This is a genomic window from Actinomadura rifamycini DSM 43936 (assembly GCF_000425065.1).
GTDB lineage: Bacteria > Actinomycetota > Actinomycetes > Streptosporangiales > Streptosporangiaceae > Spirillospora > Spirillospora rifamycini.
Genome location: NZ_AULB01000033.1, coordinates 1 through 20,113, shown reverse-complemented (window position 1 = coordinate 20,113; position 20,113 = coordinate 1). Strand labels below are relative to the sequence as shown.

The 20,113-nt window shown below is 74.6% G+C and carries 15 protein-coding genes and 1 pseudogene; 12 read left to right on the top strand and 4 right to left on the bottom strand.

Annotation, left to right across the window (positions count from 1 at the left end; all coding sequences use genetic code 11):
* Window positions 1-55 precede the first annotated feature (55 nt).
* The 5 genes from H505_RS44780 to H505_RS0128025 all read left to right on the top strand — a co-directional run bounded on the left by H505_RS44780 (window position 56) and on the right by H505_RS0128025 (window position 9,908).
* The gene (locus tag H505_RS44780) at window positions 56-2,134 is read left to right on the top strand and encodes an alpha-L-rhamnosidase-related protein (protein ID WP_084550910.1); all 2,079 of its coding nucleotides are present in this window, start codon (window positions 56-58) and stop codon (window positions 2,132-2,134) included.
* On the top strand, window positions 2,131-4,650 hold the full coding sequence (locus H505_RS0128040; RefSeq protein WP_026404635.1) for a glycoside hydrolase family 127 protein: 2,520 nt from the start codon (window positions 2,131-2,133) through the stop codon (window positions 4,648-4,650). Before H505_RS44780 ends, H505_RS0128040 begins: the two co-directional genes overlap by 4 nt.
* An 8-nt stretch (window positions 4,651-4,658) precedes the next feature.
* Window positions 4,659-7,799, top strand: a complete 3,141-nt coding sequence (locus tag H505_RS0128035; RefSeq protein ID WP_211238577.1) for a family 78 glycoside hydrolase catalytic domain — start codon at window positions 4,659-4,661, stop codon at window positions 7,797-7,799.
* Between the two features lie 167 nt (window positions 7,800-7,966).
* Window positions 7,967-8,938, top strand: coding sequence for a zinc-binding dehydrogenase (locus H505_RS0128030; RefSeq protein ID WP_026404633.1), 972 nt, complete (start codon window positions 7,967-7,969; stop codon window positions 8,936-8,938).
* 175 nt (window positions 8,939-9,113) lie between these two features.
* Window positions 9,114-9,908, top strand: a complete 795-nt coding sequence (locus tag H505_RS0128025; protein ID WP_051301261.1) for an aldo/keto reductase — start codon at window positions 9,114-9,116, stop codon at window positions 9,906-9,908.
* On the opposite strand, the gene H505_RS44775 is transcribed toward H505_RS0128025, so the two are convergent.
* Window positions 9,909-10,361 carry a hypothetical protein gene (locus H505_RS44775; RefSeq protein WP_034520211.1) on the bottom strand — a complete coding sequence of 151 codons (453 nt, stop codon included), beginning with the start codon at window positions 10,359-10,361 and terminating at the stop codon, window positions 9,909-9,911.
* Between the two features lie 271 nt (window positions 10,362-10,632).
* Between H505_RS44775 and H505_RS0128015 the strand changes: the two genes are divergently transcribed.
* The 6 genes from H505_RS0128015 (at window position 10,633) to H505_RS0127990 (ending at window position 16,673) form a co-directional block, all read left to right on the top strand.
* Entirely contained in the window at window positions 10,633-10,845 is a 213-nt protein-coding gene (locus tag H505_RS0128015) for a hypothetical protein (RefSeq protein ID WP_026404631.1), read from the top strand.
* Window positions 10,846-10,900: 55 nt separating this feature from the next.
* Window positions 10,901-11,119 (top strand): hypothetical protein, encoded by a 219-nt coding sequence (locus tag H505_RS0128010; RefSeq protein ID WP_026404630.1) that lies wholly within the window; start codon window positions 10,901-10,903, stop codon window positions 11,117-11,119.
* A gap of 104 nt (window positions 11,120-11,223) precedes the next feature.
* On the top strand, window positions 11,224-12,294 hold the full coding sequence (locus H505_RS44770; RefSeq protein WP_051301252.1) for a LacI family DNA-binding transcriptional regulator: 1,071 nt from the start codon (window positions 11,224-11,226) through the stop codon (window positions 12,292-12,294).
* A complete protein-coding gene (locus H505_RS0128000) occupies window positions 12,291-13,802 on the top strand; it encodes a sugar ABC transporter ATP-binding protein (protein ID WP_026404629.1) in 1,512 nt (503 codons plus the stop codon). Before H505_RS44770 ends, H505_RS0128000 begins: the two co-directional genes overlap by 4 nt.
* An 18-nt stretch (window positions 13,803-13,820) precedes the next feature.
* On the top strand, window positions 13,821-15,764 hold the full coding sequence (locus tag H505_RS0127995; protein ID WP_026404628.1) for an ABC transporter permease/substrate-binding protein: 1,944 nt from the start codon (window positions 13,821-13,823) through the stop codon (window positions 15,762-15,764).
* An 18-nt stretch (window positions 15,765-15,782) separates the two neighbouring features.
* Entirely contained in the window at window positions 15,783-16,673 is an 891-nt protein-coding gene (locus tag H505_RS0127990; RefSeq protein ID WP_026404627.1) for a ribokinase, read from the top strand.
* On the opposite strand, the gene H505_RS0127985 is transcribed toward H505_RS0127990, so the two are convergent.
* Window positions 16,646-17,074, bottom strand: coding sequence for a PH domain-containing protein (locus H505_RS0127985; protein ID WP_026404626.1), 429 nt, complete (start codon window positions 17,072-17,074; stop codon window positions 16,646-16,648). The two genes, H505_RS0127990 and H505_RS0127985, sit on opposite strands and share 28 nt — an antisense overlap.
* Window positions 17,075-17,174: 100 nt before the next feature.
* On the opposite strand from H505_RS0127985, the gene H505_RS0127980 reads away from it, so the two are divergent.
* On the top strand, window positions 17,175-18,104 hold the full coding sequence (locus tag H505_RS0127980; protein ID WP_026404625.1) for a Ppx/GppA family phosphatase: 930 nt from the start codon (window positions 17,175-17,177) through the stop codon (window positions 18,102-18,104).
* 6 nt (window positions 18,105-18,110) lie between these two features.
* On the opposite strand, the gene H505_RS48130 is transcribed toward H505_RS0127980, so the two are convergent.
* Both H505_RS48130 and H505_RS50720 read right to left on the bottom strand, forming a co-directional pair.
* A complete protein-coding gene (locus tag H505_RS48130) occupies window positions 18,111-19,832 on the bottom strand; it encodes a protein kinase domain-containing protein (RefSeq protein WP_341849572.1) in 1,722 nt (573 codons plus the stop codon).
* 31 nt (window positions 19,833-19,863) lie between these two features.
* Window positions 19,864-20,113 (bottom strand): annotated as a pseudogene (locus H505_RS50720) (IS982 family transposase); the annotation flags it as partial.

The window sequence follows — 20,113 nt, the reverse complement described above, 5'->3', positions numbered from 1 at the left end:
CCGCACGCGAATCCCTCAACCCCGTCCTGTTCAAGACCGGAAATGTGAGGAATCCATGCACTCCAGCGTATCCAGGCGCCGCCGTGGGGCGGCCGCCCTGGCCCTCGGGCTGTCCGCCTTGGTGGCGGCCCAGGGAACCGCCCTGGCCGACCCCGGCCGCGGCAACGGCAACGGCAAGGGGAACGGCAACGGCAACGGGCACGGCGCCCGCCCCTGGGAGAAGTACGTCCTGTCGCCGTCGAAGTCCCGGACGCTCCGCCCCGTGTCGGTCTTCCGCACGACCGGGGACGTGAAGAACGCGGCGGCCGTCCTGAAGGGCCGCCGGACGACCCTCAGCGGCGAGGGCGCGTCGATCACGCTCGACTTCGGCAAGGAGGTCGGCGGCCTCACCGGTCTGCACTTCGCCGACTCCGACGGGCCGCGCAAGGTCGGCCTCGCGTTCGCGGAGTCGTCCACGTACGTCGGCACGACGAGCGACGCGTCCACGGGCGGCCCCCGCTCGCGCGACGGCGCCCTCACGGTCGACGTCGACGGGCGGACGGCCTACACCACGCCCGACCCGCACCTGCGCGGCGGCTTCCGCTACCTGACGATCTTCCTGCAGGGCCCGGGCACCGTCGAGCTCGACAAGGTCTCCGTGCACTTCACCGCCGCGCCGGCGATGAAGGACCCGTCGGACTACGCGAACTACTTCTACTCGTCCGACGACCTGCTCAACCGGATCTGGTACGCCGGGGCGTACACCGTCCAGCTCAACACGATCTCCCCGAAGCGGGGCCGGGTCTGGGAGCCGCCCGCCGAGCTGTGGGACAACACCGGCACGGTCGGCGTCGGCGACACCATCCTCGTGGACGGCGCCAAGCGCGACCGGACGGTCTGGCCGGGCGACCTCGGCATCGAGGTCCCCGCCGCGTACGCGGCGTTCGACGACACCGAGTCGGCCGAGAACGCCCTCACGACCGTCTACCGGCAGCAGCTCGACACCGGCGAGCTGCCGTACGCGGGCCCCGAGCTGGACAAGTACGGCTCGGACACCTACCACCTGTGGACCCTCGTCGCGACCTGGGACCACTACCTGCACACCGGCGACCGGCGCTGGCTGTCGACGATCTGGGACGACTACACCGAGGGCGTCGAGTTCATCACCGGCAAGATCCGGGACAAGGGCCTCGTCCACATCACCGGGACGAGCGACTCCGTCCGGATCCTCGCCGAGGGCGAGAACCTCATCGCGAACGCCCTGACGTGGCGCGTCCTGGACACCGGCGCGAAGATGGCCGAGGCGCGGGGCGACCGCGGCCTCGCCCGCTCCTACGCGCAGCGCGCGGAAGCGATCCGCGAGGCGATCGACACGCACCTGTGGGACGAGGAGGCCGGCGCCTACCGGTTCTACCCCGACTCCGACATCCACCCGCAGGCGGGCAACTCGGTCGCCGTCTGGTACGGCCTGGCCGGCGACGCCAAGGCCCGCCGCATCAGCGAGTACCTGAAGGGCAACTGGACCGAGATCGGCACCACCGCGCCCGAGAACAAGGGCAACCCGGGCGTCTTCTCCGGGTCGATGGAGGTCAACGCCCACTTCAACGCCGGGACCCGCGAGGCCGACCAGGCCGGCGTCGACATCATCCGGCGCCAGTGGGGCTACATGCTGAACCACCCGGAGGGCACCGAGAGCACCTTCTGGGAGTCGTTCCGCAACGCCGAGGACGGCTGCGCGTTCTGCAGCTCGTACGTGTCGCTCGCCCACGCCTGGGCGACCGGCCCGACCCCCGCGCTGACCTTCAACGTCCTCGGCCTGAAGCCGACCGGCGCCGGCGGGCGCTCGTTCGACTTCGTCCCGCACACCGCGGACCTGTCGTTCGCCCGGGGCAGCATCACCACGACGGCCGGCGAGGTCGAGGCGTCCTGGAACGTCTCGAAGCACGGCGCGTTCAGCGCCCGCCTGGACGCCCCGCGGCAGGCGACCGGACGGGTCGGCGTGCCGACGTTCGGCGAGCGCGTCGAGGTCCGGGTGGACGGCCGCCTGGTGTGGGACGGCCGCCGGGCGCACGCCCGCGGCGTCTCGTCCGACGGCGCCTACGTGTACGTCGAGGGCCTGCGCGGTGACCACCGCATCCGGAGCAAGCGCGCATGACGGCCGCTCCGTTCACCCGCCGTGCCTTCATCGGCACGGCGGGTGCCACCGCCACCGCGCTCGCGCTCCCGGCGGCGCCCCCGGCGCTCGCCGGCACCCGGCCCGGACGTCCGGCGGGCGGGGCCCTCGCGCCCTTCCCGCTCTCCGACGTCGCGCTCCTCGACGGCCCGTTCCGCGCCAACATGGCGCGGACCTGCGCCTACCTGAAGTTCGTCGACGCCGACCGGCTGCTGCACACGTTCCGGACGAACGCCGGGCTGCCGTCGTCGGCCGAGCCGTGCGGCGGGTGGGAGGCGCCGGACGTCCTGCTGCGCGGGCACTCGACGGGCCACCTGCTGTCCGGCCTCGCGCAGGCCCACGCGAACACCGGCGACGACGCGTTCGCCGCCAAGGGCCGGTACATCGTCGCCGAGCTGGCGAAATGCCAGGCGGCGGCCGCGTCGGCCGGGTTCACGGCCGGCTACCTGTCGGCGTTCCCCGAGTCGGTCTTCGCGGACCTGGAGTCCGGCGGGAAGCCGTGGGCGCCCTACTACACGATCCACAAGATCATGGCGGGGCTGCTCGACCAGTACACGATGAGCGGGAACCGGCAGGCGCTCGACGTCGTGACCGGCATGGCGGCGTGGGCCGAGGCCCGCAACGGCAAGCTGGGCCACGAGCGGATGCAGGAGATCCTGCGGGTCGAGTTCGGCGGCATGAACGAGGTGCTGGCCGCCCTCCACCAGGTGACCGGCGACCCCGCGCACCTGCGGACGGCCCGCCGGTTCGACCACGAGGAGATCTACGGCCCGCTCGCCGAGCGCCGCGACGCCCTCGACGGGTACCACGCCAACACCCAGATCCCGAAGATCGTCGGCGCGATGCGGGAGTACGAGGCGACCGGCGACGCCCGCTACCGCGACATCGCGGCGTTCTTCTGGGACACGGTCGTCCACCACCACACGTACGTGATCGGCGGCAACAGCAACAACGAGATGTTCTGCCCGCCGGACCAGATCGCCTCCCGGCTCGGGTCGGACACCTGCGAGAACTGCAACAGCTACAACATGCTGAAGCTGTCGCGGCTGCTGTTCCTGCACGACCCGGACGAGTCCGCGTACATGGACCACTACGAGTGGACCCTGCTGAACCAGATGCTGGGCCAGCAGGACCCCGAGTCCGAGCACGGGTTCGTCACGTACTACACGGGCCTGTGGCCGGGGTCGCGGCGCGAGCCGAAGGGCGGCCTCGGCGCGGCGCCCGGCAGCTACAGCGGCGACTACGACAACTTCTCCTGCGACCACGGCACCGCCATGGAGACGCACACGAAGTTCGCCGACAGCATCTACTTCCGCACGAAGGACGAGCTGTACGTCAACCTGTTCATCCCGTCCGAGCTGACGTGGCGGGAGCGCGGCGTCGGGATCAGGCAGGAGACCGGTTACCCGTACGCCGACCGGACGCGCCTCACCGTGACGCGTGGCTCGTCCCGCTTCACCCTCAAGCTCCGCATCCCGGGGTGGCTGGGCGCCCGGGGCCGGCAGCCGCGCGTCCGGGTGAACGGGCGGGCGGTGCCGGTGCGCGTCCGCCCGGGCCGCTACGCCGAGATCGAGCGGCACTGGCGGCGCGGCGACGTCGTGGAGCTGTCGACGCCGATGGCGCCGGTGTGGCGCAAGGCCCCCGACAACCCGAACGTGCAGGCCGTCACCGTCGGCCCGGTCGTCCTGGCCGGACGGTACGGGGACCGGGCGCTCGCCACCTTCCCGGCGGTCGACCCGCGGTCGCTGCGCCCCGACCGCCGCCGCCCGCTGCACTACACGGTGCGGGCCGACGGCGCCGAGGTCGAGCTGAAGCCGTTCGCGGACGTCCAGCACGAGCGCTACAGCGTCTACTGGCTGACGCCGGCGCACCGGCACCGGCCGGGGCTGCTGGCGCACTTCCCGCTGCGCGGCCGCAGCCTCGCCGACGCCGCGGGCCGGTGGCCGGACGCGAAGCTCGCCGCGGGAGCGTCCTGGGCGGGGCACGGCGACTCCGTCGTCCTCGACGGGCGGGGCGGGCACGTCCTGCTCCCGCCCGGGCTGCTCGGCGGCCTGGACGAGCTGACGGTCGTGCTGCGGGTCCGGCTCGACTCGCTCGAGAACAACGTGCGGGTCTTCGACCTCGGCTTCAACCGGGAGACGTACTTCGCGGTGACCGCCCGCACCGGTGCCGGCCGGGCGCGGTTCGGGATGCGCGTCACCGGCATGGAGGGCGAGGACGTCGCCGACGCCCCGTCCGCCCTGCCCACCGGCGCCTGGACGCACGTCGCCGTCACGGCCGGGAAGGGCTCGGCCGTCCTCTACCTCGACGGCGCCGAGGCCGGCCGCAACGACGGCCTCGTCATGAGCCCCCTCGCGCTCGGCGCGACCACCGCCAACTACCTCGGCGACCAGCAGGACACCCGCCGCCCCCACCTGCACGGCGCGGTGTCCGGCTTCCGCCTCTACGACCACGCCCTCACGGCGTCCCAGATCTCGGCCCTGGCCGACGAGCAGTAGGAGCATCCGTGCCCGAAAACCTGCCCAAGAAGAAACTGCGCGGGCTCGCCGCCGCGGCGATCACCGTCGCGCTTCCGCTGACGCTCGTGTCCGCGCCCGCGCACGCCGCGGGCGGCGTCCGGCCCGTCGGGCTGGAGGCGTTCCACCTGAACGAGGCCATGGGGATCGACGACACCACCCCGCCGCTCACCTGGCAGCTGCGCGGCGGACGGAACGTCCTCCAGACCGCGTACCAGATCCAGGCCGCCACCAGCGAGCGGTCGCTGCACCGCGGGCGCCCCGACCTGTGGGACTCCGGCCGCGTCGAGTCGGCGTTCCCGCAGGCCGACTACGCCGGGAAGAAGGTCGGCAGCCGCACCCGCGTGTACTGGCGGGTCCGCGTCTGGACGGACGGGCGGCCCTCCGGGTGGTCGTCGCCGTCCTGGTTCGAGACCGGCCTGACCGCGCAGAGCGACTGGCAGGGCCGCTGGATCACCCAGGAGGACTGGCAGATCAAGGACAAGGAGCCCGCCCCGATCGTGGTGGACCTGCCGGACACCACCGCCCGGTTCGTCCGGCTGAACGTGACCGGGCTGGGCCTGCCGCTCGAGGAGACCCTCGACGGCGACGCCTACCGGCTGGCGCTCGCCGAACTCGAGGTGCGCGACTCCGGCGACCCGGACACGAACCTCGCGCAGGGCCGCACCGTCACCGCGTCCGACACCGGCGGGGACGTCAACCGCAAGTGGATGACGCGGCACCTGACCGACGGCACCCGCACCACGAACCAGGAGCGGGCGGGCTGGCGCAGCTCCGCGCACGGCGACGCGGACCTGTCCGACGAGCCGCTGACGCTCACCGTCGACCTCCGCGAGGCGCGCTCGTTCGACCAGGTCGTCCTGTGGCCGCGCACCGACCTGCCCGGCGAGGGCGGCCGGGCGCCGCACACGCCCGCCGACTTCGCGGTCGGCACGGCCGACGCCGCCGACGGCCCGTTCACCACCCGCAAGGAGGTCGCGGACCGGGAGCCGCCGGCGGCGCTCGTCCCGGAGGCCATGCCGATCTTCGCGAAGGACTTCCGGCTGCCGGCCGGCGTCCGCGGCGCCCGCCTCTACATCGCCGGCCTCGGCGTCTACGAGGCGCGGCTGAACGGCCGCCGCATCGGCGACGCCGAACTCGAACCGGCCAACACCGACTTCGCCGACCGCGTCCAGTACGCGACCTACGACGTGACGAAGATGCTGCGCTCCGGCGGCAACACCCTGGGCGTCGAGCTGGGCAACGGCATCGCCAACGTGGTCTCCACGCCCGACCGGTACCGCAAGTTCGCCGACACCTTCAGCGACCCGAAGGTGATGGCGCAGCTCGAGGTGACGCTGCGGGACGGGTCGGTGCGGCGCATCGTCAGCGACGGGAGCTGGAAGACCGTCCTCGGGCCCGTCACCTTCTCCAACTGGTACGGCGGCGAGGACCACGACGCCCGCCGCGAGCGCCCCGGCTGGGACCGCCCCGGCGCGTCCCGCAAGGGCTGGGAGGACGCCGTCCCGGTGGCGGCGCCCGGCCCGCTGGCCGGCCGGATGTCCGAGCCGGTCCGCGTCATCGACGAGCTGCGGGGCCGCGAGGTCGGCTCCGGCGACGGCTACAAGGTGTTCGACGTCGGCCGCAACATCGCGGGCCGCCCGGAGATCACGATCGACGCGCCCGCCGGGACGTCCGTCCGGATCCTGCCGGCCGAGAGCCTCAAGGACGGGCGCGTCAACCAGTCGATCAGCAACGTGGGCGCCCCGATCTGGGACGAGTACACCACCCGGTCGTCGCGTCCCGAGACCTGGCACCCGCGGTTCTCCTACCACGGCTTCCGCTACCTGGAGGTCCAGGGGCTGCCGAAGGGCGCGTCGATCCGCGTCAACGGCCAGGTGCTGCACGCCGACAACGACTCGGCCGGTTCGTTCGACTCGTCGAACGGCCTGATCAACAGCATCCACGGGCTGGTCCGCCGCGCCGTCGAGGGCAACATGATGAGCGTCTTCACCGACTGCCCGAGCCGCGAGAAGCTCGGCTGGCTGGAGCAGGACCACCTCGTCGGCCCCACCCTCGCCGCCAACTACGACGTGCACGCGCATCTGCGCAAGGTCGTCCAGGACATGGCGGACGCGCAGACCGAGACGGGCCTCATCCCCTCGACCGTCCCGGACTACACGATCCTGGCGGGCTCGTACCGGGACGACTCGAACTGGGGCGGCGCGTTCGTCCACGTCCCGTGGCAGCTGTACCAGGAGTACGGCGACGTCGAGACGATGCGGACGTACTACCCGCAGATGAAGCGGTACGCCGCGCACATCGAGGGCCGGGTCGAGAACGGGCTGACCGACTACACGCTCGGCGACTGGTTCAGCCCCGACCGCACGTTCCCGAAGCTCGTCTCGGGCACGTTCGGCTGGTGGAGCCTCAACAACACCCTCGCCAAGATCGCCGACACGCTCGGCGAGCCCGCCGAGGCCGCCGCGTTCCGGGCCAAGGCCGACCTCAGCGCCAAGGCCCTGGCGGACGAGCTGTACGACCCGGAGACCGGGACGTTCGGCGGCGGCGGGCACGGCGCGGAGGCGATCGCGCTCGACATGGGCGCCGTCCCGGACGACCAGCGGCAGCGGCTGCTCGACCACCTGATCGGGTCCATCGAGGAGAAGGGCTGGAACCTCGTCCTCGGCGAGATCTCGCTGCCCTCCGCGCTGCGGGTGCTGCCCGACGACGTCCTCTACAAGGTCGCCACCCAGACCGACAGCCCGAGCTACGGGTACCAGGTCGAGCACGGCAACACCGCGCTCGGCGAGACCTGGGACGGCGGCAGCGGCCAGTCGCAGAACCACTTCATGCTCGGCGCGATCGACGCCTGGTTCAGCGGCCACCTGGCCGGGATCCGGCAGGCCGACGGTTCGGCGGGCTACCGGAAGCTGCTGATCGCGCCGTCCGTCGTCGGTGACCTGACCAGCGCTTCCGCCACCCGGCGGACGCCCTTCGGCGAGGCCCGCTCGTCGTGGCGGCTGAAGAACGGCCGCGTCACCCTGAAGGTGACCGTGCCGGCGGGCAGCACCGCAGAGGTGCGGGTCCCCGGCCGCGACGCGCCGGTGACCGTCGGCTCCGGCGAGCACACGTTCCACGGCACGGCCTGACCGGCGGCCGGAACCGCGCTCGAACCGCCCCCCGGGCCCGTGCCCGGGGGCGGTTCCTCATGTGCCCGCCTCGCACACCGGCCGATCCACGTCCACCCGAGTTTGACCTCAAGTCCGCTCGAGGTCCCAGGATGGTCCGCGTCACGAAGATCGATGAGGGAGTCCCGATGAGGGTCGTGCGTGTGGAACGGTTCGGCGGGCCGGAGGTCCTGGTGCCGGGAGAGGCGCCGGCCCCGGTGCCGGGCCCCGGGCAGGTCGTGGTGGCGGTCGCCGTCGCCGAGATCAATTTCGTCGAGACGCAGCTGCGCCGGGGCGTCAGCCCGGGGCCGCCGCTGCCGGTGCCCCCGTACGTCCCCGGCGGCGGCGTCGCGGGCCGCGTCGCCGCCGCCGGACCCGGCGTCGACCCCGGGTGGCTCGGCCGCCGGGTCGCGGCCCCGACCGCCGCCGGCGACGGCGGCAACGCCGAGCTCGCGGTCGCGGACGCCGCCGCGCTCCTCCCGGTCCCGGACGGCCTGGACCTGCGGCGGGCCGCGGCCCTGCAGCCCGACGGCGCGACCGCCCTCGGGCTGTTCGAGCGCGCCGGGGTCCGCGCCGGCGACCGGGTCCTGGTCGAGGCGGCGGCGGGCGGGGTGGGGAGCCTGCTGGTCGGGCTCGCGCTCGCCGCCGGGGCACGCGTCGTCGGGGCGGTGGGCGGGGAGCGCAAGGCCGCGGCGGTCCGGGAGCGGGGCGCGGCCGCGGTCGACTACACCCGCGACGGCTGGACGGAGCGCGTCGTCGAGCTGACCGGCGGCGGGGCCGACGTGGTGTTCGACGGCGTGGGCGGCGCGATCGGCCGGGCGGCGTTCGACGCGACCGCGGCGGGCGGCCGGTTCTCCGTGCACGGGGCGGCCGGGGGAGCGCCCACCCGGATCCCGCCGGACGAGGCGGCCCGCCGCGGCGTCACCGTCATCGGCCTGGAGCAGCTCATGGAACTGCGGACGGGCGGCCGGGAGCGGGCGGAGCGCGCCCTGGCCGAGGCCGCCGCCGGGCGGCTCGCGCCGGTCGTCGGCTGCACGTTCCCGCTCGAGCGCGCCGCCGAGGCGCACGCCGCGATCGAGGCGCGCGCGGTCGTCGGCAAGACGCTGCTGACGGTCGGCTGACGGGCCCGGGACCGGCGGGGGCCGTCCGGGCGCGGATAAGATCAAGGTTTCCGCCATCGCGGGCATCGCACCCGATTCGGACGCCGTCCACCGGGCACGATGCCGGCGCACGTGCACGCCAGAGGGGGACGGAACCGTGACCGTACCGAACGTGGACCTCATCGACGGCCGCGCCATGCCGCAGCTCGGCTTCGGCGTCTTCCAGGTGCCCGACGACGAGGCCGAGCAGGCCGTGACGACGGCGCTGGAGAACGGCTACCGCAGCATCGACACGGCCGCCGTCTACCGGAACGAGCGCGGGACGGGACGGGCGCTGCGCGCGTCGGGCGTCCCGCGCGAGGAGCTGTTCGTCACCACCAAGCTGTGGAACAGCGACCAGGGGCGCGACAGCGCGCTGCGCGCCTTCGACGCGAGCCTGGAGCGCCTCGGCCTCGACTACGTCGACCTGTACCTGATCCACTGGCCGATGCCGCGGCGCGGGACGTACCTGGAGACGTGGCGCGCGTTCGAGGAGCTGCGGCGGGACGGGCGCGCCCGCTCGATCGGCGTCTCGAACTTCACCGTCGAGACGCTGCGGCACATCGTGGACGAGACCGACGTCGTCCCGGCGGTCAACCAGATCGAGCTGCACCCCTACCTGCAGCAGCCGGGCCTGCGCGCCTTCCACGCCGAGCACGGCATCCGCACCGAGGCGTGGGCGCCGCTCGGGCAGGGGCAGGGCCTGCTGGACGACCCGGCGCTCGCCGACATCGGCCGCGCGCACGGCCGCACGCCCGCGCAGGTCGCGCTGCGGTGGAGCCTGCAGCTCGGCAACGTCGTCATCCCGAAGTCGGTGACGCCGTCCCGCATCGCCGAGAACATCGACGTCTTCGGCTTCGAGCTGACCGCGGACGAGATGAAGCGGATCGGCGAGCTGGAGAAGGGTTCCCGCGTCGGTCCCGACCCGGCCGCCTTCGACGCCGGGGCCTGATCAGCGGATCACCATCCGGGCCCGGTACTCCGCGGCGGGCACCCCGTCCCGCCGCGCCGCGGGGGCCAGGCCCAGCAGGCGCACCGTCCGCCCGCCGGCGGTCGCCTCGGCGGCGAACCGCCGGCTGGTGTGCAGCTCCCGCGTGACGGGCGCCGTGCGCGCGGCGGTGAGTTCGACGGCCACCGTCGCGTCGCCCTCCCAGACGCACTGCACCTCCTGCGGGCACCGGCCGTCCCGGGGGACGCCGGTGAAGCGGACGGCGAACCCGTCGGCCGTCCGCGCCGCCTTTCCGGGCGCGAGGGTGAACTCCTCCCCGGCCCGCACCGTCCGGTCGCCGAGCCTCGGCTCGCCCGGCGCCGGATCGCCGACCGTCCGCGCCTCCGGTTCGCCGCACCCCACGACGGCCGGCGCGGCGCCGAGCACCGCGACCGCGACCAGCGACCGCACGGCCATGCCCCCTCCCCGCAGGATTCCTCCCCGCACGACGACCCCTCCCCGGGCGACGGACCGGACGTCCCTCCGACGCACCCCTTACCCGCGGGGTTCCGTCCGCACTCGGCCGCGCGGCGGCCGAACCCTCCGCCCGCCGCCGGCATCGGAACCGGCGACCGGAGGTGCGCATGAGGCGTACGGGCGTCGGCGTCGGAGCGCTGCTCTCGGCGGCCGCGTGCGCGGGCCTCGCCAACCCGTTCCGCTGGGTCGGGGCGGACGGCCTGTACTGGCTGTGGACACGGGCGACCCGGACACGGGCGACCCGGATACGGGCGGCGCGGCGTCCGGCTCCGCCGGTCTCGGGTCGGCCCGCTTCGCCGGCCCCGGGACGGTCGTCGCCGACGACGGCTCGCGGCGGTGGACGCCGGCGTTCGACCCGGACGACGTCCGCGCGATCGACACGCTCCCGTCCGAGGCGTGCGAACCCGGCCTCTATACCGGCTGACCTCCGCCCCACCCTGCCGCAACTCCGCAGAGTGCTTGATCGTAACGTTCTGTGCATGGGGGATGAGCGGGCGAGCTGGATCGGGCCGGGCGGGTTGCAGGTGGCGGCGGTGCGGCTCGCGGGGGCGCACCGGGTGTGGGCGGAGTTCATGGGCGTCCGGGGGGACGGCGCCCTGCTGGTGACCAAGGGCGGGGCGCTCGTGGGGCGGGGCTATTACCGGACGGTCGAGGAACTCGCGGCCGTCGTCGATCTCGCGGAGCTGCACCTCCGGTGACCCGCCGGAGGGCCGTGCGGTTTGCGGGAAACGCGGCCGGTCGTGTAAACGTTTACAAGAACCATCGTGAAAACGATTACACGTCGAACGCGCGAGGAGGCGGGATGGCCGGCGTCAAGGAGGTCGCACGCCGTGCGGGCGTGTCGGTCGCGACGGTCTCCCGGGTGCTCAACGACAGCGCCCGGGTGACGGCGGAGACGCGCGCGCGGGTGCTGGCGGCCGTCGAGGAGCTGGGCTACCGGCCCAACGCCGTCGCCCGCTCGCTGCGCACCGACACGACCCGGACGATCGGCCTGGTCATCGGCGACATCCTCAACCCGTTCTTCACCGAACTGGCCCGCGCGGTCGAGGACGAGGCGCGCGCCGCCGGGTACTCGGTGGTCATCGGCAACGCCGACGAGCGGGCCGAACGCCAGGACCACTACGTCCGCACCCTCCTCGAGCAGCGGGTGGACGGCCTGCTGCTGTGCCCGACGGCCGAGGTCACCCCGCTGGTGCGCGACGTCGTCCGCGACGGCGGCCCGCTGGTGTTCCTCGACCGGACGCTCCCCGGCCTGGACGTCCCCACCGTGCGGGCGGACGGGACGGCCGCCATCGGCGAGCTGGTCGCGCACCTGGCGGCGCTCGGCCACCGCCGGATCGCGTTCGTGTCCGGGCCGGCGCTGCTGTCGACCGGCCGGGAGCGCACGGAGGCGTTCACCGCCGCGCTGCGCGCGTGCGGGCTCCCCGTCCGCCCCGACTACGTGCAGGCCGGCGACTTCCAGGCGGCCAGCGGGCGGGCCGGCGCCGCGCGGCTGCTCGACCTGCCCGAACCCCCCGAGGCGATCTTCGCGGGGGACAACCTCATGGCCCTCGGCGCGCTGGACGAGATCCGCGCGCGGGGCCTCGCGATCCCGGGGGACGTCGCGCTGGCGTCCTACGACGACGTCCCCTGGTTCACCCATCTCGACCCGCCGCTCACCGCGATCGGCCAGCCGGTGCAGGACCTCGGCCGCCGCGCGGTCCGGGCGCTGCTGGACCGCATCGACGGCCGCCCGGTGGAGCCGGTGGTGCTGGACGCGCGGCTGGTGGTGCGCCGCTCCTGCGGAGAGCCCGCCGGGCCCGCCGGGCCCGGCGCACCGGCCGCAGAGCACGAACAGGGATCCGACGAGACCGAAGGGAGGCGCCCGCGATGAGCAGTGCAGACGACGGTGAGATCCTGCGCGTCCGGGGCCTGCGCAAGACGTTCCCCGGCGTGGTGGCGCTGGACGGCGTGGACTTCGCGCTGCGCCCCGGCGAGGTCCACGTGCTGCTCGGCGAGAACGGCGCCGGGAAGAGCACGCTGATCAAGACGCTGTCCGGCGCGCACCGGCCCGACGAGGGCGCGATCGAGGTGGACGGCCGGCCGGTGCGGATCCGCTCCGCGCAGGACGCCGAGGACCTCGGCATCGCGACCATCTACCAGGAGTTCAACCTCGTCCCCGAGCTGTCGGTCGCCGAGAACCTCTTCCTCGGCCGGCCGCCGCGCCGCTTCGGGCTCGTCGACCGGCGCGCGATGAACGCCGCCGCCCGCGACCTGCTGGCGCGCGTGGGCGTCGCCGCGGAGCCGACCGACCGGATGGCGGGGCTCGGCATCGCCCGCAGCCAGATGGTGGAGATCGCGAAGGCGCTGGGCCAGGACGCCCGGGTGCTGATCATGGACGAGCCGACGGCCGTCCTCACCACCGGCGAGGTCGACCGGCTGTTCGAGATCGTCGCCCGGCTCCGCGACGAGGGCGTGGCGGTCATCTTCATCACGCACCACCTGGAGGAGATCCCCCGGATCGGCGACCGCGTGACCGTCCTGCGGGACGGCCGCTCGGTCGCCGAGGTGCCCGCCGACACCCCCGAGGACGAGCTCGTCCGGCTGATGGTCGGCCGCCCGATCGACGCGCAGTACCCGCGCGAGCGCACCGAGCCGGGCCCGGCCCTGCTCGAGGTCCGCGGCCTGACCCGCGCTGGCGTCTTCCGGGACGTCTCGTTCGAGGTCCGCGCGGGCGAGGTCGTCGGGCTCGCCGGGCTGGTCGGCGCGGGCCGCACCGAGGTCGCCCGCGCGGTCTTCGGCGCGGACCGCCCGGACGCCGGCGAGGTCCGGGTGGACGGCCGCGCGCTGCCGCCCGGCGACGTGCAGGCCGCGATGAGGGCGGGGCTCGGGCTCGTCCCCGAGGACCGCAAGGGGCAGGGGCTCGTCCTCGGCGCCGACGTGCAGGAGAACCTCGGCCTGGTCACGCTGGGCCGCGCCAGCCGCGGCGGCGTCGTCGACCGCGCCGGGCAGCGGCGCGGCGCGGGCGAGATCGCGGGGCGGCTCAACGTGCGGATGAGCGGGCTCGCCCAGGAGGTCCGCACCCTGTCGGGCGGCAACCAGCAGAAGGTCGTGATCGGCAAGTGGCTGCTGGCCGACGCGAAGGTCCTGATCCTGGACGAGCCGACGCGCGGCATCGACGTCGGCGCGAAGGTCGAGATCTACCGGCTGGTCAACGACCTCACCGCCTCCGGGCACGCGGTGCTGATGATTTCCAGCGACCTCCCCGAGGTGCTGGGGATGAGCGACCGGATCCTCGTGATGGCGCGGGGCGGGATCGCCGGCGAGCTGCCGGCGGGCGAGGCGACGCAGGACGCGGTCATGGCACTGGCCGTATCGGGCCAGGGCGACGTGGCGGAATGAACTTGTCTGGGAGTAGCGATGTCCACTGAAACCTTGCGCAAGCGGCCGGAGGGAGAGCGGGACGGCGGCGCGCTGCGCACCGCCGCGCGGCTGCTGGGCGAGAACGGCGCGCTGGCCGGCCTGGTGATCCTGGTGCTGGCCCTCGCCGTCGCCTCCGACGACTTCCTCACGGTGACGAACCTGCTGAACGTGGGCGTCCAGGCCGCGGTCGTCGCGATCCTGGCGTTCGGCGCCACGTTCGTGATCGTCACCGCCGGGATCGACCTGTCGGTCGGCTCGGTCGCCGCGCTGTCGGCGGTGGTCCTGGCCTGGACGGCCACCGGGCAGGGCATGCCGTGGCCGGTCGCGCTCGTGCTCGCGGTCGCGGCGGGGCTCGCGGCCGGGCTCGTCAACGGGGTGCTGATCACCTACGGCAAGCTGCCGCCGTTCATCGCGACGCTCGCGATGCTCGGCATCGCCCGGGGCCTCGCCCTGGTCATCTCCGACGGCAGCCCGATCGCGTTCCCCGGCGCGGTCACCCGCCTCGGCGACACGATCGGCGAGTACCTGCCCGTCCCCGTCCTCGTCATGATCGTGATGGGGCTGCTGACCGCGCTGATCCTCGCCCGCACCTACAGCGGCCGCGCGATGTACGCGATCGGCGGCAACGAGGAGGCCGCGCGGCTGTCCGGCATCCGCGTCGACCGGCAGAAGCTCGTCACCTACGCCCTGTCGGGCGCGTTCGCGGCCGTCGCGGGCATCGTCCTCGCGTCGCGGCTGGCGTCCGCGCAGCCGCAGGCCGCCGAAGGCTACGAGCTGGACGCGATCGCGGCGGTCGTCATCGGCGGCGCGAGCCTGTCGGGCGGCAAGGGCCGCGCGTTCGGCACCCTGGTCGGCGCGCTCATCCTGGCGGTGCTGCGCAACGGCCTGAACCTCCTGTCGGTGTCGGCGTTCTGGCAGCAGGTCGTCATCGGCGTCGTCATCGCGCTCGCCGTGCTGCTGGACACCGTCCGGCGCCGGGGCGTGAAGTTCGGCCCCCGGACGTTCTGGGCGGGCGGCGGCGCGGCCGTCGCGGTGATCGTCGCGCTCTCCGCCGGCCTCGCCCTGACCGGCGGCAACGGCGGCGGAGCCGCCGGCGGCGGCACCAAGATCGGGCTTTCGGTCTCCACCCTCAACAACCCGTTCTTCGTGCAGTTCCGCGACGGCGCGCAGGCCGAGGCGAAGCGGCTCGGTGTCGACCTGACCGTCTCGGACGCGCAGAACGACGCGTCGCAGCAGGTCAACCAGGTGCAGAACTACGCGAGCCAGGGCATGGAGGCGATCATCGTCAACCCGGTCGACTCCGACGCCGCCGCGCCCGCGGCGCAGGCCGCGAACCGGGCCGGCATCCCGGTGATCGCCGCGGACCGGACGGTCAACGGCGCCGACGTCGCGCAGCTCGTCGCGTCCGACAACGTCGCGGGCGGCAGGCTCGCGGCCGAGGAGACGGCGCGGCAGCTCGGCGGCGAGGGCCGCATCGTGATCCTGCAGGGGCAGCCGGGCACGTCGGCGTCCCGCGAGCGCGGGCAGGGCTTCGCCGAGGGCATCGCGGAGCACCCCGGCATCGAGGTCGTCGCCAAGCAGCCCGCGGACTTCGACCGCACCAAGGGCCTGAACGTCATGACGAACCTGCTCCAGTCCCACCCGGACATCACGGGCGTGTTCGCCGAGAACGACGAGATGGCGCTCGGCGCGATCAAGGCGCTCGGCGACCGGGCGGGCGGCGACGTCAAGGTCGTCGCGTTCGACGGCACCCCGGAGGGCATCGAGGCGGTGCGGAACGGCAGCATGAACGCGACCGTCGCGCAGCAGCCGCGGCTGCTCGGGAAGATGGCCGTGGAGAGCGCGCTGAAGGCGGCGGGCGGCGAGGACGTCCCGGCCGACGCGCCGGTGCCCGTCAAGATCGCCACCCGTGAGAACGCGCAGCAGTTCGTCACCGACTGAGGCCGGAGGAGCACCGTGATGTGGGAAGTCGTCGTCGTCGGCTCGGTCAACGCCGACCTCGTGGTCACCGTGGACCGGCGGCCCGCGCCGGGGGAGACCGTGCTGGGCTCCGACCTGGCCGTCCATCCGGGCGGCAAGGGCGCCAACCAGGCGGTCGCCGCCGCGCGGCTCGGCGCCCGCACCGGGATCGTCGGCCGGGTCGGCGACGACGGCCACGGCCGCCTGCTGCGGGACGCGCTCGCCGCCGACGGCGTCGACCTCGCCCACCTCACCACGACGCCCGGCCCGAACGGCGTCGCGCTGATCACCATCGGCCCGGACGGCGACAACAGCATCATCGTGTCGCCCGGGGCCAACGCCCGGGTCTCCCCGGCCGACGTCGCCGCCGCCCGCGACATGATCGCGGGCGCGGCCGTCGTGTCGTTCCAGCTCGAGGTGCCGCTCCCGGCGGTGCAGGCCGCCGCCCGCACCGCCGCGGAGGCGGGCGGCCGGGTCGTGCTGAACCTGTCGCCGCCCGCGCCCGTCCCGACCGACCTGCTCGCCCTGTGCGACCCGCTCGTCGTCAACGAGCACGAGGCGGCGTACCTGCTCGGCGGCGGGGAGCCCGGGGAGCCCGCCGCGATGGCGCGGGCCCTGCTGGAGCGCGGGCCCCGCTCGGTCGTCGTCACCCTCGGCGCCGACGGCGTGCTGGTCGCCGACGCGTCCGGCACGGCGGCCGTCCCGTCCCCGCGGGTCGAGGCCGTGGACACCACCGGCGCGGGCGACGCGTTCACCGCCGCGCTGTGCCTCCGGCTGGCGCGCGGCGACGGCCTGCGGGAGGCCGCCGCGTACGCCGCGCGGGCGGGCGCCGCAGCGGTCCGGCGGCCGGGCGCGCAGCCGTCCTACCCGACCCCGGACGAGCTGCCCTGACGCAGCGCGCCGAGGGCGGCGGCGACGTCGTCGACCTCGGCGCCCAGGTCGAACCGGCTGAACAGGTGCAGGTCGTCGGCCGTCTCGATCTCCAGCAAGCGGGTGCCGAGCAGCAGCCGCCGCCGCTCGTCCACCCGGACGGCCGCGACCTCGCCCCACGGGATCCGCCGCCGCCCCGCGTAGCCCGCCACCACGGTGACGCCCGCGGTGTCGGCCGCGACCCGCACGGGGGCGAGGACGTCGCGCAGCGCGAGGGCGGCCAGCCCGACCGCCGCCGCGGCGGCGAGCAGCAGGAACTGGCGGTCGTCGGCCGACACGGCGGCCAGGGCGGCGACGGCGACGGCCGCGGCCCACTTCGCCGCCGCCTGCGCCACGGGCACCCGCCATTCCCGTTCCGCCATGGTCGCCAGCCTATCGGCTAGGGACTTCCATCCCTTTTCGTACGCGCTTTGTCCGCCCTCCGCCGGTTCGTGCCGGACGGTGTCCGATATTTTCGGGGGCATGAGACTCGGCGTGCTGGACGTGGGCTCGAACACCGTCCACCTGCTGGTGGTGGACGCCCACCGGGGGGCGCGCCCGCTTCCCGCATACTCCCACAAGGCGGAACTGCGGCTCGCCGCACATCTGGAGGAGGGCGACCGGCTCTCCAAAGAGGGCGAGAAGCTGCTGCGCGAGTTCGTCGACGAGGCGCTGCAGATCGCCGAGGACAAGGGCGTCGAGGACCTCGTCGCGTTCGCCACCTCGGCCGTCCGCGACGCCGCGAACGGCGAGGAGGTGCTGGCCCGCATCCGGGAGGAGAAGGCGGTCGGCATCGAGTCGCTGTCCGGCGAGGACGAGGCGCGGCTGACGTTCCTCGCCGTCCGCCGGTGGTTCGGCTGGTCCTCGGGGCGGCTGCTGGTCGTCGACATCGGCGGCGGCTCCCTGGAGATCGCCGTCGGGATCGACGAGGAGCCCGACGCCGCGTTCTCGCTGCCGCTCGGCGCGGGCCGCCTCACCCGCGACTGGTTCACCGGCGACCCGCCGCCCCCCGACGAGGTGCGCAAGCTGCGCCGGCACGTCCGCGCGGAGATCGCCCGGCACGTCGGCGACGTCGCCCGCTACGGGCCGCCCGACCACGCCGTCGCGACGTCCAAGACGTTCAAGCAGCTCGCCCGCATCGGCGGCGCCGCGCCGACGTCCGAGGGACCGTTCCAGCGGCGGGTGCTCGGCGGCGCCGACGTCACCGAGTGGGCCGAGCGGCTCGCGAAGATGCCCGCGGCCGAGCGCGCCGAACTGCCCGGCGTGTCCGAGCGGCGCGCCCCGCAGCTCGCCGCGGGCGCCGTCGTCGCCGACGCCGCCATGGACCTGTTCGGCCTCACCGAGCTCGAGGTGTGCCCGTGGGCGCTCCGCGAGGGCGTCATCCTGGAGCGCCTCGACGCCCTCACCGCCTGACGGGCGTCACGACCAGTCGGGCATGGTGATCGTCCCGGAGTCGCCCTCGGGGGCCAGCGAGCGGTCGTCGTCGCCGTTCGTCCGCGCCGCCCGGACGTCCTCCCCGTCGTGGACGTAGCAGATCCACCGGCCGTCGGGCGACCACGTGGGGTGGACGGCGCTTCCCGGCACGTCCAGCTCGCGGCGGTTCGGCGACCCCTTCGCGCTGATGAGCCAGATGTCGCGGTTCTCCGGGCCGCCGTCCCGCATCCCGGGCTCCAGGGCGGTGTAGGCGATCGTCGAGCCGTCCGGCGACCAGGACGGCGCGCGTGCGTCCACCCCGTCGGGCGTCACCGCGCGCCACTCCTCCGGCGCGGCCGGGTCGACGATGTGGAGGCGCGGGGGGCCGTCGTCCTCGCGGTAGGAGAACGCCAGCAGCCCCGTGGACGACCACGCCGGGTCGTGGAACCGCGCGTCGCCCTTCCGCACCGTCGCGACCTGCTCGATCTTCCCGGTCGCCGCGGCGGCGGTGAAGACGCCCTCGCGGCCGTCCCGCTCGCCGACGTAGGTCAGCCCGGCGCCGTCCGGGGTCCACGACGTGGCGGGACCCGCCATGTCGACGACCTTCCGGAGGCCGGTGCCGTCGCGGTTCATCGTCCACGCCGAGTGCCCCGCGGAGTCCGACCGGGTGAAGGCGATGCGGGCGCGGTCGGGCGACCACTGCGGGTTCTGGACGCACCACACCTCGGACACGAGCCGCTTCGGGCCGTCCGCCCCGGGGACGTGCAGGCCGATCGCGTCGGCGCAGCCCTCGTCCAGTCCGACCGCGACGAGCAGCGGATCGTCCGGCGGCAGCGACGACCGCCACTCCAGCACCCCGACCGCCGACACCGCCGCGACGAGCGCGACCGCCGCCGCCACCGCGAGCGTCCGCCCGAGCCGCCGCGGCGGCTCGGGCGGTGCGGGCGGCGCCGCAGGCGGCGGGACGAACGCGGGCGGGACGAGCGGCGGCAGCTCGGGCAGCCGGTGCCCCCCGGTCGTCCCGGTCGTCCCGGTCGCCGCGGACCCGGCGGACGGCAGGGTCGGCGGGGTGGTCGGCGGCACGGTGTTCGGCAGCCCGGTGTTCGGCAGCCCGGTGTTCGGTAGCGCAGTGTTCGGTAGCGCGGTGTTCGGCGGCTCCGGCGCCGCCTCCGCGTCCGCGGGCACGTCCGGACGGGCGTCCCGGAGCGCCGGGCGCGCGTCGAGCGCGGTGGCGGCGTCCGCGTCGGTGTCGCCCCCGGCGAGCGCCAGCAGCAGGTCGCGGGCGGCGGGCCGGTGCGCGGGCTCCTTGCTCAGCGCGGCGCGGACGAGCCCGCCGAGCGGGTCCGGCAGGTTCCCGACCGTCGGCTCGGCGTGCAGCACGCGCGCGGACAGCAGCTCGAACGATCCGCGCCCGAACGGGTTGCCGCCGGTGGCCGCGTACGCGACGAGGCAGCCCCACGCGAACACGTCCGCCGCGGGAGTGACCTCCCGTCCGGTGATCTGCTCGGGGGCGATCCACCCGGGCGTCCCGATGAGCTGCCCCGTGCCGGTGTGGTGGTCGGTCTCGTCGAGGGCGCGGGCGATGCCGAAGTCGATGACGCGCGGCCCGGTGATCGACAGCAGGACGTTGCCGGGCTTGAGGTCGCGGTGGACGAGCCCGGCGCGGTGGATCGCGACGAGCGCGGCGGCGACGCCGATCGCGACGCCGTGCAGCATCGCGGGGCTCAGATCGTTGATGGGGGTTGTTGAGTGTCCCCGGTCAGTGGTCGTATGCGATCAGTGACCGCTTGACCGGGGCGCCGATCAGCCAGTTGTGCCAGATGGCGGCGTTGAGGGCGCAGATGCGCTGGCACAGGCGTGTCCAGAGTCCTTCGGTGGTGCGTGCGGCGTGGCGTTCCAGTCCGAGCTGGTTCTTCAGGGTCCAGATCACCGCCTCGATGCGCTGGCGCAGCCAGGCCGGGAAGACCGCGGCCTGCGGTGCGGGCTCGTCTTGGCGGACGGGGCGGATC